Below are 14490 nucleotides of genomic sequence, written 5' to 3'. Positions count from 1 at the left end.
GCCGGACGCGCTCACGCGCCGCTGTGCGCGATCAGGCTGTTGGCGCAGTCGAGGACGGTCTGCTCGGCGGGCCGGGGTTGCCAGTCGAGCAGGCGCTTGGCCTTGTCGGTGCTGTGCCGGTTGCGCCGGCCGAGGGCCGGGGTGATCTCGCCGAGCGGTGCGTCGCTGAAGCGGGCGGCGAGTTTGACCGCGAAATCCGGCAACTGGCGGGTGGACACCTGTTTGCCGCGCGCGCCGAGACCGTGGTGCAGGGTGCGGGCCATATCGCGCATCCAGGTGAATTCGCCGGTGGCGAGGAAACGTTCGCCCGCGGCGGTGGGCGCGGTCATCGCCTTGATGTGGATGTCGGCGAGATCGCGGACGTCGACGATCTCGAGTCCGATGCGCGGCACGCCGGGCATCTTGCCCGACACCATGCGCTCGACGATATCGACCGAACCCGTGGTGCCGGTGCTCAGGATCGGGCCGAAGACCGCGCCGGGCAGCACCGTGGTGAGTTCGGTGGGCCCGTCGTAGGTCGCCATGAAATCCCAGGCTGCCCGCTCGGCAAGGGTTTTCGAGCGCCGGTAGGGGATGAGCGTCGGATCGTCGGGATCGGTCCACAGCGTCTCGTCGGTGATGCCCTCGGCGGCATAGGACGACGGGCTCGCCGCGTTCGCCGCCGACGTCATGACCACCCGCCGCACCCCGGCCGCGGTCGCGGCGCGCAGGACGCGCAGTGCGCCGTCGCGGGCCGCGGCGATCAGCGCTTCAGGACTCTCTGCGGCGTCGACGCGCAGCGGTGAGGCGACATGCAGCACGTAGTCGACGTCGCGGACCGCGTCGGCCCAGCCGTCGTCGGACAGCAGATCGGCCGTGGCGAAGCTCAACCGGCCCGCGGGATCGACGACCGTGGCGACGGCGCGGCGCACCGCCGGCTCCCGGTCGGGGCTGCGCACGGTGGTGCGTACGTCGTAGCCGCGTTCGAGCAGCGACACGATGCACCACCCCGCGATATAGCCGGTTCCGCCGGTAACCAGAACGAGCTCACTCATGTCGTCCTCCACTGTCCGGTACGTTGACCGCGCAGACCCTACTGGACGCGCATCGGCCGCCGGTCGCGCTACGCCGGTGGCTCGCCGAAGTCGCCCGATATGGGCACTGGAAACGCACCGGGCCAAGGAGATCCGCTCAGGGTTGGCGCAGATGCCGCATGCCCGGCAGTTCCCAGATCGGGCGCTGGTCCGACCTGGTGAACAGCCGGGCGAAGGACTGCGGTACGACGGTCCGGTCGGCGATACCGCAGGTGAACGCCGACGGCAGACTGCCGACCTGCGGCATGACCTCGGTGCTCAGGAAAGCGAAATCGGCACTCGTGGCGGCGGTTACCACGACGGCGGACCCGGCGGGTCCGTCCACACCGAACCACTGCACCGACGGCGCGGGCAACGCGCCGACCCAGCCGTCCTCGAACGCGAGCGACGTCGCACCGAAAACCGGTGCGGCCGAGTACACCCCGGCGAAGGTCTCGCTCAACGTGGCCGCGGAGTACACCAGGACGCTCTGCGGCGCGGTCGCGAGCAGGCGATAGCCGATCTGGATCGGCAGCTCGGGCGGTGGTTGCGGCAGCATGATGGTCGGTTCGTCGGCGGGAGACCCTGCGCCCGAACCGTTTTCGTCCGGCTGACGGAAGTGCTCGAGACCCGGCAGCGCCGACAGCGGTTGCAGCGTGGCGTCGGCGAAGATCCGCGCGAAACCGACCGGCACCGAGGCGCCGAGGCCCAGCACGGTGCCCCATTCGAACGGGGTTTGCAGCGCGGTCCTGCTCAGCGGGCCGTCGATCTGCACCTGCCGGAAGCTGTCCTCGCTCTCCGGTCCGAAGGACATCACGATCGCGGCACCCGCCGAACCCTGCAGCGCATACCAGAAGACGTCCGGCTCGCCAGAAAAGCGCCCGAGCATCCGGTTGTCGGAGACGGTGTTCCGGAAGACCGGTGCGACGGAGGTCAGCGCACGAAAACACTCCCGCACGTCACCGGGCCCGAAGACGATGTCGGCCAAGCCGATCTCGCACAACGCCCGATACAGCACCTGCCGGGTCTCCGCGTCGGGCAGGCCGGGGTCGGGCAGTGTGACGTACTCGTGCTCGAAACCCGTGCGCAGCTCGGACTTTCGACCGAAGAATCCCATCGGAACCTCACCTACCGCAGCGTTGCCGTGGCGGCGGGTAGCGCGCCGCCACAGCTCTCTCGATGAGTTTCGCAGCGCCCGGGGTGCCGTGTATGTCCGTCGATCGCCCGACAGCCGGTGTCAGGCAGCGGATTCCGCGGGCGCCCTGGTGTGCTTGCCGACGGCGTCGAGATGGCGCAGCGCCTCGGCGTAGGAGCGGAGCAGGCTGGTCTCGCAATACGGCACGCCGATCTCGGCGCAGAACTCGGCGACCATGGGCTGGGCCCGGCGCAGGTTGGCCCGCGGCATCGAGGGGAACAGGTGGTGTTCGATCTGATAGTTCAAGCCGCCCAGCGCCGCATCGATGAAGACGCCACCGCGGACGTTACGGGAGGTGAGCACTTGTTTGCGCAGGAAGTCGGTGCGGTCGCCGGCCGGAAGTACCGCCATGCCTTTGTGATTCGGCGCGAAGGTGCAGCCCATATACAGCCCGAACAGCCCCTGCTGCACGGCGATGAACACCAGCGCCTTGACCGGCGACAGGACCACGAACACCGTGCCCAGATAGACCACGGCGTGCAGCGCCAGCAATGCCGCTTCGGCACGGCGGTTCGGGATCGGCCAGCGCAATGCCGCGCGGGCACTCGCGAAATGCAGACTGCCGCCCTCGAGCAGCAGCATCGGAAAGAACAACCAGGCCTGATACCGGAAGATCAGCCGCCGCCAACTTCGTTCGGCCCGGGCGCGCGCACCGGAGTGCGCCAGCACGCCCATGATGTCGGGATCGGCGTCCTCGGTGTTGGGGTGCGCGTGATGGCGGTTGTGGTTGCTGGTCCACCAGCCGATGCTCACCCCGATTCCGAGGTTGCCGAAGATCAACCCGTACAGATAGTTGGCGCGCCGGCTCGCGAAGATCTGTTTGTGCCCGGCGTCGTGACCGAGAAAAGCGAACTGGGCGAACATGATTCCGAGGAACGCCGCGACGCCCAACTGCCACCACGAATCGCCGAGCAGCACGAACACCAGCCAGCCGCCCACGTAGGCGGCGGCGGTCACCGCGCTCTTCCACGCGTAGTAGCGCGGCCGCCGGTCGAGCAACCCGGCCTGTCGCACGCGACGCAGCAATACCGCGTATTCGCTGCCGCGCCGTGCCGCGACGCCTTCCATCACCACAGGCCGCATCGGTCCTGCTCTCACTGTCGTCGGGACGGTCCGCCGAACCGCATCCGGTGACACTGGTCTCGTCGGCAGTCGGGCAATCCAAAGGATTCAATCTGTTCGAGTACAGGATGCACGTGCCGAACCACGATCAGGCAAACGGGTAGGCCGCGCGGCGGAACATCTCCGTGACGCGACGGCGACGAAACCATGTCGTCGCAGGTGGGCGGTCAGCGCGCGGCGGTCAGCATGCGCTGCACCGATGCGATCCGCTGCGCCAGCGATGCCGGGTCCGGTGTCAACTGCCCTACGATCGCATCGATATCGCGCAGGCCCGCGCGGGCCAGCAGCCGCTTCTCGTTGACGACCCATTCCCCGCGCGCCGCGAGGATCGCGTGCGCCGTGGCCATCGCGGCGATGGCGATGGACCCGGCGACCTCGGTGGCCTGGCCGCGATGCACGTAGGCGTCCGTGGCGTAACGAAGGGTCAGCTCGGCCCGGTTACGCCAGATCGGCGGGGCGGCGGTACGCAAGGCCGGCGGGTAGCCGGGCCGGGGGAGGGTGCCGTGCAGCACCTCGTTGACGGCGAGTTCGGCCACCAGCAGATAGCTCGGGATGCCCGCCAGATGGAACATCAGTGGCTCCCAATGGAATCGGCCCTGCTCGGCCTCGGCGAGTTCGTGTTCGACCACGTTCAGGTCGCGATAGTGCACGTCGACCTTGCGGCCCTCGATGGTGAACCAGCCGCCGCCGTTGAAGACGCCGCCGCCCCAGCCGCCCAGCTCGGATACCTCACCGTCCCAACCGATTTCACGGAGGGCGCGGGGGTCGAACGTGCCTCGGTAATAGATGGCCAGATCCCAGTCGCTCTCGGGCGTGTGGGTGCCCTGGGCGCGGGAGCCGCCGAGCGTCACCGCCCGGGTGCCGGGCAGGGCGGCCAGGCGCGCGGCGACGCGGGAAAGAAATTCTTGATCGGTCATGGGGTGTCCCTCGATCGGAGTGCGGGGTGCGGGCAGCGCCGTCCGCGCGCTGAATCCGACACGGCGGCAGCGCTGTCCGGGCGGGCGCACTCGGCATCACTCCATAGCATCGGAGAGTACCGAGCGGCCGGCCCGCGGTCGACCGGATTTCGGCCCGGGCAGATATTGCCGATATGGCAACAGAAGTTGCGGTTTCGGTGCGGTCGCTCGCATGGTGGTGAGCGGAGGTGGTCACGGTGACTGAACAGCAAGACGGCTACGACGTGGTGGTGATCGGCGGCGGTGCCGCCGGGTTGAACGGTGCGCTGATGCTGGCGCGGGCCAGGCGGTCGGTGCTGGTGATCGACGCGGGCGACCCGCGCAACGCACCGGCCGAAGGCGTGCACGGGTTGCTCGCGCGCGACGGGATGCCGCCCGGCGAACTGCTCGAGCTGGGCCGGGCGGAGGTGCGTGGCTACGGCGGTGCGGTGCTGGCGGGCGAGGTCGATGCGGTGACCGGTGCCGCCGACGGATTCGTGGTGACGCTGACCGATGGCCGCACGTTCCGGGCCCGTCGGCTGCTCGTGACGACCGGGCTGGTGGACGAGCTGCCCGAGATCCCCGGCCTGTCCGCGCGGTGGGGCCGCGACCTCGTGCACTGTCCGTACTGCCATGGCTGGGAGGTCCGGGACCAGGCCATCGGCGTGCTGGCGACCGGGCCGATGGCGGTGCACCAGGCGTTGCTGTTCCGGCAGTTGAGCAGCGATGTCGTGTTCTTCGCGCACACCGCGGCACCGCCGGTCGGCGAAGCGGCCGAACAGCTCGCGGCGCGCGGAATCAAGGTGGTGCCAGGCGAAGTGGCGGAACTGGTCGTCACCGACGATCGACTGACCGGTGTCCGCCTGAGCGACGGCACGGTGGTCGAGCGCACCGTGCTCGCCGTGCAGCCGACGATGGTCGCGCGCGCCGGTTTCCTGGACGGGATCGGGCTGCGGGCGGTGGCGCATCCGTCCGGCCTCGGCGTGCACCTCCCGGTCGATGCCACCGGACGGACCGAGGCGGCCGGCGTCTGGGCCGCGGGCAATGTCACGGATCCGGCGGCGCAGGTCGGCAACGCCGCGGCGGCAGGCGCATTCGCCGCGGCGCAGCTCAATGCCGATCTGGTCGGCGCAGATACCCGCGCGGCCGTCGCGGCCTACCGGCGCGCGATCGAGGATCCGTTCTCGGCGCGCATGGAAGCGCGCGTCGCCGAGCTGGTGACCGGTGCGCACCGGCACGGACTGTGAACCCCTCGGAGGTCCGTCAGGCTTCGGGCAGCGGAATCAACTCCAGATGCTCGGCGACCTTCGGTGCGGCGCAAGCACTTCGGCCGCTCAGCAGGTTCACCCCGTCCCCGTGCGCCACCAGGAATCTCCCGCACACGCAGCGCAGATAGCGCACCGCCCCATGCCGGGAGACGAGCATCGGCGACGGCCAGGAGCAGGCGGGGCAGGGGGCGGACATGGGTGCCAAGCCTGCGGAGTGATCGGATGTATTGCAATCTTCGCTGCGGCGTGGCGCGCGATCTTTCTGGAAATACCTGCGATTCAGCCGATCGAAGTGGACTCCTGCACCCGTTCGACCGTGGCGGACACCCGGCGCGGCCGGCGCGACGGGTGCCACCAGTTGGCCGGGCCCATCAGTTTCACCAGCGCGGGCACCAGCAGCATGCGCACCAGCGTGGCGTCGATCAGCAGCGCGACGATCATGCCCAGGCCGAGAAAGCGCATGGGCGTCAACGGCGAAAGCGTGAACGCGCCGGTGACGATGACCAGCAGGGTGGCCGCGGCGGTGATGACGCGGGCGGTCTTGAGCGTGCCGACGCGCACCGCGCCGGCGGTGTCGGCGCCCGCGGCGTGCGCTTCGACCATGCGGGACAGCAGGAATACCTCGTAGTCGGTGGACAGTCCGAACACGACGGCGATGATCAGCACGAGCATGCCTGCGGCCAGCGGACCGGGGCTGACGCCGAGCACGCCCGCGAGGTGGCCCTCGCCGAAGATCCAGGTGAGCACGCCGAAAGTGGCGGCGAGGCTCAGGAAGGCCATCGCGACGGCCTTGAGCGGCAACACGATCGAGCGGAACGCGGCCGCGAGCAGCACGACCGTGGCGGCCACCATCACCAGGATCATCCACGGCATGCCGCGCACGATGGAGTGCACGCTGTCCAGGGTGGCGGCGGTATCGCCGCCGAGGCGCAGCGCCGTGCCGTCCGGCGGGGTCAGCGCGCGCAGGTCTTCGACCGTGGCCGTTGCCCTTTCGCTGCGGTCGGTGGCGTCGAGGAAGAGGTGGAAGACCACGAAGTCGTCGGCGCGGCCGACCTGGAGCACCTGACCGACGCCCTCGACCCGGCCGAGCGCGGTGTTCGCCGCGTCCACGGCCGCCGACTGCGGAGGACCGTTGTCACCCTGCAGGACGGCGGTGACACCGCTGCTCGCGGCGGGGAAGCCGGCGGTGAGTTCTTCGACGGTGGCACGCATCTCGTTGCCGACGGGCAGCGCGCGATGGTCGATGTCGCCGAGTTTCGCACCCGTCAGCGGCAGTGCGAGCAGTACCAGCACGACGCCCACCACCACCGTGACCAGACCCGGCCTGCGCAGCACGGCGTCCACCACGCGACCCCAGAAGCGTTCGGTCCGATCCTTTTCCGCGGCCTTGCCGATGCGGTGGCCGAACAGCGCGAGCATGGCGGGCAGGACGGTCAGCGAAAGTCCGGCCGCCAGTGCGACCGCCGCGATCGCGCCGAACCCGAGCGAGCGCAGCACGGCTTGCGGGAAGACGAAAGTGCCCGCGAACGCACAGATCAGCAGCAGGGCCGAGAACGCGACAGTGCGGCCCGCGGTGGCACAGGTGCGTTCGATCGCGGCCGTGAGCTCGCGCCCGTTCGCGCGTTCCTCGCGGAATCTGGTCACCAGGAACAGCCCGTAGTCGATCGCCATACCCAGGCCGAGCAGCGAGGCGATATTCACCGCGAACGTGCTGACCTCGGTGAACTCGGTGAGCACCCGGATGGTGCCCATCGCGCCGAGCACCGCGAGCACGCCGACCGCCACCGGGAACGAGGCCGCGACCACCCCGCCGAATACCAGCACCAGGATGAGCAGCGTCAGTGGCAGCGAAAGGGATTCGGCCCGCACCAGGTCGTGCTGGGACTGCTTGTTGATCTGCGTGGCCAGTGCGCTGTAGCCGGACAGCTTCGTGTCGATGCCCGGAACCTGTAGTGCCGCTTCGATATCCGGGTATGCGGCGACCCGGCGGTTGTCGTCACCGGCCAGATACACCGCGGCCAGGGCCTGCCGGTTGTCGGCCGAGCGCAGGAACTGTTTGCGCGGCGGCACACTGTTCCAATAGGTTTCGATCGGTTTTTGCAGCAGCGCGGGATCGATCCGGGCGAGCGACTGCTGCACGGCGGGGCCGATATCGTCGAGCGTCTGCCCGGCCGGTGCGGTGTAGAGCGCGACCGCGTCCGGGGTCTGCGGGCCGAAGTGCGCGCGCACCAGCCGGTCGACCGCGGCGGATTCGCTGTGCGGATCGGTGAATCCGGCGGCGCTCACCTTGTCGGCGGTGTTCATGCCGAGCAGCCCGAACAGCAGCATCGCCCCGACCACGACGGCGAGCACCGTGCGTGGCCGGGCGCTGACGAATCGTGCCCACGCGGTCATCGCGCCGGCGAATCTTGCGGTGCGAGTTCGGCTTCCAGGGTGAGCGCGATCTTGTCGAGCAATGCCTCCAGCCGCGCTTCGATACCCGCGCCGTTGCGCGCCGACACCATCAGCTCGATCCGCCCGCGCACCTCCACCATGCCGAACAGCAGCGGCATCGAACCGGTGTGCTGGGGCAGCACCCGCATCGTGGTCGGTGTCCAGCCGGGCACGGCCAGCTCGTCCAGATCGACCTTGCCCATATGGGACACCGTGGCGGAGACCATGTTCCGGTTGTGCCGGGCGCCGAGCCAGTTGCTCGCCCGCAGCACCGCGCGGATGACGGCGGGCGGGAACTTCGACAGGCCACCGTTGTCGAGCTGGTTCAGCTCGCGCTTCTCCTGCAGGCCGGTGCGCATCTGGGCGCTCACCGACTCCCAGCTCTCGCCGGGACGGACGTCGAGGAACAGCGGCAGCGCCAGGTTCCCGGTGGAGCGTAGCGCGGGATCGTGCCGGCGCAGGTCGACCGGAATCATGAAGCGGGACTTCACCCCCGCCTCCGCGGCCAGGATCGACGCGACCCGCGCGACGATGCCCTTGCCGGTGCCGTCGATGGTGCGGTGCCGCAGCAACCAGCGCACCGCGTTCGGATCCTGACGACCGGTGCCGATGGCGGCCCGGTAGGTCGGCAGCACCAGTGTCTGCCTGCCCGGAGCGCCGACCTGCGCGACCAATTCGGTGTCCGCGATCGCGTCCGGGGCGCCGACCGGCTCGGCGCCGCGCAGCGCGCGCAGCACGTCGTCGGCCCACAGGCGCATGCCCATGCCGTCCATCACGCCGTGGAAGACCCGGAACACGATGGTCGTCTCGGCCCCGGTCAGCAGCAGCACCTCGGTGGTCCGCTCTGGGGAAGGGCCGATCGGACTGTTGAGCACCGCGTCGTTCTCCAGCGCGGCGTAGTCGAGCGTCCAGTCCGGCACCACCCGGACGGCGGCCGCGACACCGCTGTCCACCCAATACTTTCCGTCCCGGACCAGCCGGGCGCCGGGATTCGCGGCCGAGGCCACGTCGACGGCGCGCTGCAGGGCGGCGGGGTCGATCACCCCGTCGCCGTGCACCGCGAGATGCATCAGGAACGGCGGCGTCACCTCGCGGGTGAAGAAGTACAGCCGCTCGGTGGGCGAGATCTTCCTGCGGAAGACGGTGTCGTTGGTCATGAGGGCCTCCGATCGCGGCTTTCGCCGGGGGTCAGCGCAGCGTGCGGGTGAGTTCCACGGCCCCACCCTGTTTTTCGAGCCAGGCCAGGAAGGTGGCGAGTCCGGTCTCGCGGTCCACGACCGGTTGGTAGCCGAAATCGCGTGCGGCGGCGCCGGTGTCGTAGGTCGCGCTGCGCGTCATCAGCGCGACGGCGTAGCGCGACAGCGGGGGAGACCAGCGGGTCGCCACGGCCGGGATCCGCCAGATGGTCTCGATGACGCCGACCACCGCGTCGATCACCTTGGGGTTGGGCTTGCGGCTCGGCGGTTCGTACCCCAGCCGGGTTGCCACCGCACCGAGAAACTCCCACACGTTGGTCTTTTCGGCGTCGGCGATGAAATAGGCCTTGCCGCCCACCGTCGCCGGGTTCGCCGCCGCTTTGACGCACGCGTCGACGATGTTGTCGACGTGGCACAGCGAGGCGTACACGTCGCGCCCGAACGAGATATCGGGCAGCTTGCCGGTGCCGGTACGACCGAGCAGCCGCACGATCGGGCCGGACCGGTCGCCCGCGCCCCAGATCGCCCGCGGTCGCAGCGCACAGGTCCGGAAACCCGTGGTGTCCGCGGCCAATACGGCACGTTCGGCCGCGGCCTTGGTCTCGGAGTACAGGTTCAGGTAGCGCCGCGGATACGGCACCGACTCGTCGATGTCGAGCTGGTCGCCGCCGTCGTAATCCATCAGCGCACTGGGACTGGAGATGAACACGAACGCAGACGCGCCACCGCGGCGTGCGGCATCGAGCAGCAACTCGGTGGCCCGGACGTTCTCCTGCCAGAACTGCTCGCGGGTGCCCCGCTCGTCGACCCGGGCCGCGCTGTGGAAGACGATGTCGACCCCACTGGTGGCCTGCACCAGCGACGCGGCATCGGTCAGATCGCCGTAGACCAGCTCGACCTTGTCCACGTCGGGGCCGAGATCGGCCAGATTGCTGGTGCGCCGCACCAGAATCGACACATCGTGCGCGCCGTCGCGGATCAACCTGCGCACCAGCGCGCCGCCGAGGAAACCGGACGCGCCGGTGACCAGTACTTTGCTCATTGCGTTCGCCACCAAGTCATTCCGAAGATCTGCGTCAGTACGGCCGTTTCGAGCGGGGAGCGGCCCGACCCCTCGGCCGCGCGCAACGCGGGCCGGATCTGCGCCGCGTGCACCACGATGCTCAGGAACGCGTCGATCCACCACGCGGCGCGCAGCACCCGGTTCGCGGGCGCCCGGTCCGTCGCGGCCGCGACGAGCCCGCCCGCCAGATAGATCCAGCCGAGCAGCGGAATCGCCCGCAGTGCCGTCGTTTTCACGCTCATGCGCGCGCTCCCAGCTGCTCGCCCGCCCACTGCGCGAGCTGCTCGCGCCCGATCTTGGCGTTGTGCCGGATATCGACCGGGAAGCCGGGATGGATCAGGAAATCGGCGATCGGACGGCTGAGGTCGAACTCGGCTCCGCGGGCCCGCAACGCCGCCCCGACCGCGGCGCCCTCGGCATCGGGCTTCAGCTCGATGCACAGCACCGGCCGCTGCGCGCCCGGCGCGCCCACGCCGACCAGTGCCGTGCGCGCCACGCCCGCAACGGTATTGAAGATCTGCTCGACCTGAACCGTGAACATCGGCCCGTCGGCGGTGACCACCCGCTGACTCTTGCGCCCGCAGAACCAGATGCGGCCCGCGTCGTCGATCCAGGCGAGATCGCCGGTGCGGTGCCAGATCCGGTCCCCGTCCACGATCTTGCCCTGCCGGTTCGCCGTGTCCGGCCAGTAGTAGTGCGTGCTGACATTGGGCCCGGCGACGACGAGTTCGCCGATACCGCGCGACCGCGCGAGGTCACCGGCCAGTTCCTCGGCCCGGGCCCAGGTCGGGATCGGGTCATCGGTGATGGCGACGATCCTGGCGTCGATCCGGTCGGCGGGTCGTCCGATGCAAGTGCCCTCGCCACGGTGCGTCCGTTCGACCAGACCGTCGAACAGCTCGCGAGATTCGATGAGCGACATGGGCAGTGCCTCGGTGGACCCGTATCCGGCGAAGATCTGCACGTCATCGGTCAACGCCGCGCGCAGGCCCGCGATGCACCAGTCCGGCACCGGCGCGCCACCGGAATAGATGCTGGCCAGCGTCTTCAGCTCGTTCGGCTGCTGCTCCAGATGGCGCAGCAGCGGAATCAGCAGCGCGGGCGAGGCGAACATCGTTCGCACGCCGAAGGTTTCGATGGCGTGCGCGACGTGGGCGGGATCGGTCGAGCCGACCTTGCTCGGGATCAACGGCGGTAGTACACAGCGGGATCCGAGCAGCAGATCGAGAATGCCGACCAGCGGCAGGGTGATCAACGAGGTCTCCGGCGCGATCTCGCCGCGCGCGGTGTGCACCTGGTCGATCATCGACGCCAGATTGCCGTGGGTCAGCTCCACCGCTTTGGCGGGTCCGGTACTGCCCGTGGTGAATCCGATGACCAGCACGTCGCCGGGGTCGGCGGGCACCCGGTCCACCGCGCCGCCGGAAGGCGTGGTGCCCCACGCCGCGAGCTTCGCGCCCCGCCAGAACCACCGCTTGCCCACCGTCACCGTGGTGCGCACCTTGCGGAAGCTGCGGCGGAACAGCACGCGCACGGCGTGCGCGGGCGGGATGCCGATGAATGCCTCCGCCTCGACCGCACGCAGGCAGTGCACCATCTTGCGCAGGCCCATGCCCGGGTCGATCACCACCGGCACGGCGCCGATCTTCAACAGCGCGAACAGGATCGCGTACAACTCCGGGCTGGGCAGCACGAGCACGATGGTGCGGGTGCCGGACCCGACGCCGGAGGCGGTGAGCCGTTCGGCGATGGTCTCGGACCAGTCGTCGAGCTCGCGATAGCTGATATGGCGGTAGGCCGGTAGGCCCGCGGCATCCGTGCCGACCGGGTAGATGACGGCTTCGCGATCCGGTTCCGCGCGGGCGAACGCGCGGAACCGGTCGATGGCCTGCCAGTAGGTGGCCGAACTCACGCAGTCGCCCCGGCGAGCGCGGGCAGCCGGTACAGCACCGCCGCGGCCGACGGTCCGGCGCCCGCGGCGACGAACAGCACGTGTCCGAACTCGCGCAGCGTCTCGTCCACGACGGCGCGGTGGTAGGCCTGCGGCAGCGCCGCGGTGTGCGGGTCGCCGTCGGTGAGGTCGGGGGTGCGGACCGCGTCCTCGTCGATGCCGAGCGCGTCCGCGAGCTGCAGCGGGAACTCGGCGGTCGGCGTCGAGGCGATCAGGGCGGTGCCCGACAGGTCGTCGTGGCCGGCCTCGTTGAGCGCGGCCAGCGCGGCCTCGACCGCCACGTTCAGCAGTCGCGCGGCGAAGTCAGGCTCCCGCTCGACCGTCATCAGGCCGCGCCCGACGCTGCCCATCGTCGCGGTGTCGACGTAGGCCTCGACCGCGGGCGTGCCCTCGCCGTTCACCGTGTGCACCCGGCCGAAGCCTTCGGGCTCGTCGGTGCGCTCCAGCAGCAGCGCGGCACCCGAAGCGGCATAAGGGAAGTCGTCGGTGGCGGCCTTGCGGGTCATCGACGGATGCGCGTCACCGGAGACGATCAGCACGTGTTCGGCGCTGCCGGTCTCCAGGATCGAGGTGGCCACCCCGACCGCGTTGAGCACGCCGGTCGCGCCGTTCATCAGGTCGAACGAGAAGGTCCGCGGATCGTCCTTGGCGTATTCGAGGCCGATGCCCGCCGCCTTCTGGATCAGCGCGGACACGGCCGGTTCCACCGTGTTGGAGTCCCGGAACACCCCGGCGTTGATCAGCACGCCGACCTGATCGGGCCGGACACCGGCCCGCTCCAGGCTCTGCTTCGCGGCGCGGCCGCTGTTCTCCACGCTGCTGTTGGTGTCTTCGGCGCGGCTGACGCCGGTGGATTTGATGCGAACGCCCATGGCTGACCTCAGACCTTCAGAGACGAGATGGTGGTGGACAGGAAGCCGGTCACGATGCCGGAGGCGGCCGGGATCATCAGCAGCTTCGAGCCCGCCGGAATGTTCTGCTCGCTGAGCTGGTCGTGCAGAACGATGAAATGTGAAGTGGTGGAGGTGTTTCCGTACTTCTCGATGACCCGCAGATCGGGCGGCATCGGGGTGCCGAACTCGCGCTCGCAGATGGCGTTCATCCACGGGATCGCGGCCGCGCCGAACTGGTGGTGGATGACGTAGTCGAACTTCTCGTCGGCGAAGGTGCGGCCCTGGGCTTCCAGATAGTTGATCTGGCTGTTGGTGCCCAAAAGGAAGCGGTCTTCGTTGTGCATTTTGCGGTTGTCGGTGTACAGCGCAACACCCTGGCTCTTGTCGCTCGGCATGCCGAGACACAGGTGCGAGTACTCCGAGGCGGTCATCAACTCGATGTAGTGGATCTTGTCGTCGTCGTCCACCGCCTGGTCGAGCACGACCGCCGCGCCCGAGTCGCCCACCGAGAGCGAGGCGAACTGCAGATCGTATTTCTCGGAAATCTCCGCGACCGCGGTGTCGGCGATCGGAGTAATGGCCTCGCCGCTGACCACCATGCCGTTGCGCACGGCCCCGGAGCGGATCATCCGGTCGAGAATGTAGGTGCCGGTGAGCATTCCGGCGCACGCGTTGGAAACGTCGAAAGTAATGGCCTTCTTCGCTCCGATAAGGCGGCTTATCGACCCGGCGAACGACGGCTCCATGTACATGCGGGTGGCGTGGTTGCTCCGCGTGATCGAGGTGGAGATGATCACGTCGAGTTCCGCGGCTTCGTAGCGTGACCTGGACAGACAGTCCTGCGCCGCCTTCATCGCGATCGCGAACGAGTCCTCGTACGACTCCGGCCTGGTGTCGTGCACGCGGCGTTCCTTGACGCCGGTGATCTTCTCGAGATCGAAAGAGGGAGGTTCCTGCAGCCGGGCGAGCAGCTCCTGGGTGGTGACGACATTCGAAGGCAGATAGGCGCCGATGGATTCGAATCGAGAATGCGACACGCGCGCTCCTGAAATCGTGGAGAAAATACGGTTCCGCGATCGTCTCTGATCTTCGGTGCGTCGGACACTACCCGACGGTAACAACAATCGCCTCGGCCCATATGTCCAGGCGCGCATGCGTTTTCAAGTATCTGTTCCGTGAGGTATCACCAACTGGTGACCGGCTGGCTATGGTGCGATGACAGTGCCGCGCTGGGGACGCTTTCGGTACGCACCGACGGGTTTGCCTGCCACCTGCCGGGTTTGTGCCGATCGTCGCAAGCGGGGCGTGATCGCCTGATGGCTAACTTATAGCTAACTCGTTTGCCGCTGCGCTTCGCGTAGTACGAACAGGTGCTGGATGTG

General features: G+C 69.0%; 13 protein-coding genes. 1 reads left to right on the top strand and 12 read right to left on the bottom strand.

The annotated features are described in order from the left end of the window. Positions 1 to 11 precede the first annotated feature (11 nt). From TY25_RS28015 to TY25_RS28000, 4 genes are all read right to left on the bottom strand, one after another. Positions 12 to 1034, bottom strand: coding sequence for an NAD-dependent epimerase/dehydratase family protein (locus tag TY25_RS28015; protein WP_042261024.1), 1023 nt, complete (start codon positions 1032 to 1034; stop codon positions 12 to 14). A 136-nt stretch (positions 1035 to 1170) separates the two neighbouring features. After that, on the bottom strand, positions 1171 to 2169 hold the full coding sequence (locus tag TY25_RS28010) for a hypothetical protein (RefSeq protein ID WP_042260959.1): 999 nt from the start codon (positions 2167 to 2169) through the stop codon (positions 1171 to 1173). 120 nt (positions 2170 to 2289) lie between these two features. Next, on the bottom strand, positions 2290 to 3330 hold the full coding sequence (locus TY25_RS28005; RefSeq protein ID WP_042260957.1) for a fatty acid desaturase family protein: 1041 nt from the start codon (positions 3328 to 3330) through the stop codon (positions 2290 to 2292). Positions 3331 to 3536: 206 nt separating this feature from the next. Further along, positions 3537 to 4286 (bottom strand): nucleotidyltransferase domain-containing protein, encoded by a 750-nt coding sequence (locus tag TY25_RS28000; protein WP_042260955.1) that lies wholly within the window; start codon positions 4284 to 4286, stop codon positions 3537 to 3539. Between the two features lie 227 nt (positions 4287 to 4513). Between TY25_RS28000 and TY25_RS27995 the strand changes: the two genes are divergently transcribed. Then, positions 4514 to 5551: an NAD(P)/FAD-dependent oxidoreductase gene (locus TY25_RS27995; protein ID WP_370466247.1), complete on the top strand. Its 1038-nt coding sequence runs from the start codon at positions 4514 to 4516 to the stop codon at positions 5549 to 5551. A gap of 16 nt (positions 5552 to 5567) precedes the next feature. Here the strand turns inward: TY25_RS27995 and TY25_RS41980 are convergent, their stop codons facing one another. From TY25_RS41980 to TY25_RS27960, 8 genes are all read right to left on the bottom strand, one after another. Then, positions 5568 to 5768, bottom strand: a complete 201-nt coding sequence (locus TY25_RS41980; protein ID WP_081869151.1) for a hypothetical protein — start codon at positions 5766 to 5768, stop codon at positions 5568 to 5570. Positions 5769 to 5851: 83 nt separating this feature from the next. Beyond that, positions 5852 to 7966 (bottom strand): MMPL family transporter, encoded by a 2115-nt coding sequence (locus TY25_RS27990; protein ID WP_042260953.1) that lies wholly within the window; start codon positions 7964 to 7966, stop codon positions 5852 to 5854. Beyond that, the gene (locus TY25_RS27985) at positions 7963 to 9162 is read right to left on the bottom strand and encodes a hypothetical protein (protein WP_042260951.1); all 1200 of its coding nucleotides are present in this window, start codon (positions 9160 to 9162) and stop codon (positions 7963 to 7965) included. The genes TY25_RS27990 and TY25_RS27985 overlap by 4 nt, the downstream gene beginning before the upstream one ends. Before the next feature lie 31 nt (positions 9163 to 9193). Next, positions 9194 to 10243, bottom strand: a complete 1050-nt coding sequence (locus TY25_RS27980; RefSeq protein WP_042260949.1) for an NAD-dependent epimerase/dehydratase family protein — start codon at positions 10241 to 10243, stop codon at positions 9194 to 9196. Beyond that, positions 10240 to 10506: a hypothetical protein gene (locus TY25_RS27975; protein WP_042260947.1), complete on the bottom strand. Its 267-nt coding sequence runs from the start codon at positions 10504 to 10506 to the stop codon at positions 10240 to 10242. Before TY25_RS27975 ends, TY25_RS27980 begins: the two co-directional genes overlap by 4 nt. Then, positions 10503 to 12176, bottom strand: coding sequence for a fatty acid CoA ligase family protein (locus TY25_RS27970; RefSeq protein ID WP_042260945.1), 1674 nt, complete (start codon positions 12174 to 12176; stop codon positions 10503 to 10505). Before TY25_RS27970 ends, TY25_RS27975 begins: the two co-directional genes overlap by 4 nt. Beyond that, the gene (locus TY25_RS27965; protein ID WP_042260944.1) at positions 12173 to 13087 is read right to left on the bottom strand and encodes a beta-ketoacyl-[acyl-carrier-protein] synthase family protein; all 915 of its coding nucleotides are present in this window, start codon (positions 13085 to 13087) and stop codon (positions 12173 to 12175) included. The genes TY25_RS27970 and TY25_RS27965 overlap by 4 nt, the downstream gene beginning before the upstream one ends. Positions 13088 to 13095: 8 nt before the next feature. Next, positions 13096 to 14145: a 3-oxoacyl-ACP synthase III family protein gene (locus tag TY25_RS27960; protein ID WP_042260942.1), complete on the bottom strand. Its 1050-nt coding sequence runs from the start codon at positions 14143 to 14145 to the stop codon at positions 13096 to 13098. Positions 14146 to 14490: the final 345 nt, after the last annotated feature.

Origin of the sequence: Nocardia brasiliensis NBRC 14402, from assembly GCF_000308475.2 — a bacterium.
In the GTDB taxonomy this organism is placed as follows: domain Bacteria; phylum Actinomycetota; class Actinomycetes; order Mycobacteriales; family Mycobacteriaceae; genus Nocardia; species Nocardia brasiliensis.
This window is presented reverse-complemented; position numbering and strand designations above follow the sequence as displayed.

Bases quoted from the DNA above. Each gene is read 5' to 3' on its own strand.
- TY25_RS41980 (WP_081869151.1), bottom strand. From the start codon at position 5,768: ATGTCCGCCCCCTGCCCCGCCTGCTCCTGGCCGTCGCCGATGCTCGTC.
- TY25_RS27990 (WP_042260953.1), bottom strand. From the start codon at position 7,966: ATGACCGCGTGGGCACGATTCGTCAGCGCCCGGCCACGCACGGTGCTC.
- TY25_RS28005 (WP_042260957.1), bottom strand. From the start codon at position 3,330: ATGCGGCCTGTGGTGATGGAAGGCGTCGCGGCACGGCGCGGCAGCGAA.
- TY25_RS27975 (WP_042260947.1), bottom strand. From the start codon at position 10,506: ATGAGCGTGAAAACGACGGCACTGCGGGCGATTCCGCTGCTCGGCTGG.
- TY25_RS27980 (WP_042260949.1), bottom strand. From the start codon at position 10,243: ATGAGCAAAGTACTGGTCACCGGCGCGTCCGGTTTCCTCGGCGGCGCG.
- TY25_RS27985 (WP_042260951.1), bottom strand. From the start codon at position 9,162: ATGACCAACGACACCGTCTTCCGCAGGAAGATCTCGCCCACCGAGCGG.
- TY25_RS28000 (WP_042260955.1), bottom strand. From the start codon at position 4,286: ATGACCGATCAAGAATTTCTTTCCCGCGTCGCCGCGCGCCTGGCCGCC.
- TY25_RS28015 (WP_042261024.1), bottom strand. From the start codon at position 1,034: ATGAGTGAGCTCGTTCTGGTTACCGGCGGAACCGGCTATATCGCGGGG.
- TY25_RS28010 (WP_042260959.1), bottom strand. From the start codon at position 2,169: ATGGGATTCTTCGGTCGAAAGTCCGAGCTGCGCACGGGTTTCGAGCAC.
- TY25_RS27965 (WP_042260944.1), bottom strand. From the start codon at position 13,087: ATGGGCGTTCGCATCAAATCCACCGGCGTCAGCCGCGCCGAAGACACC.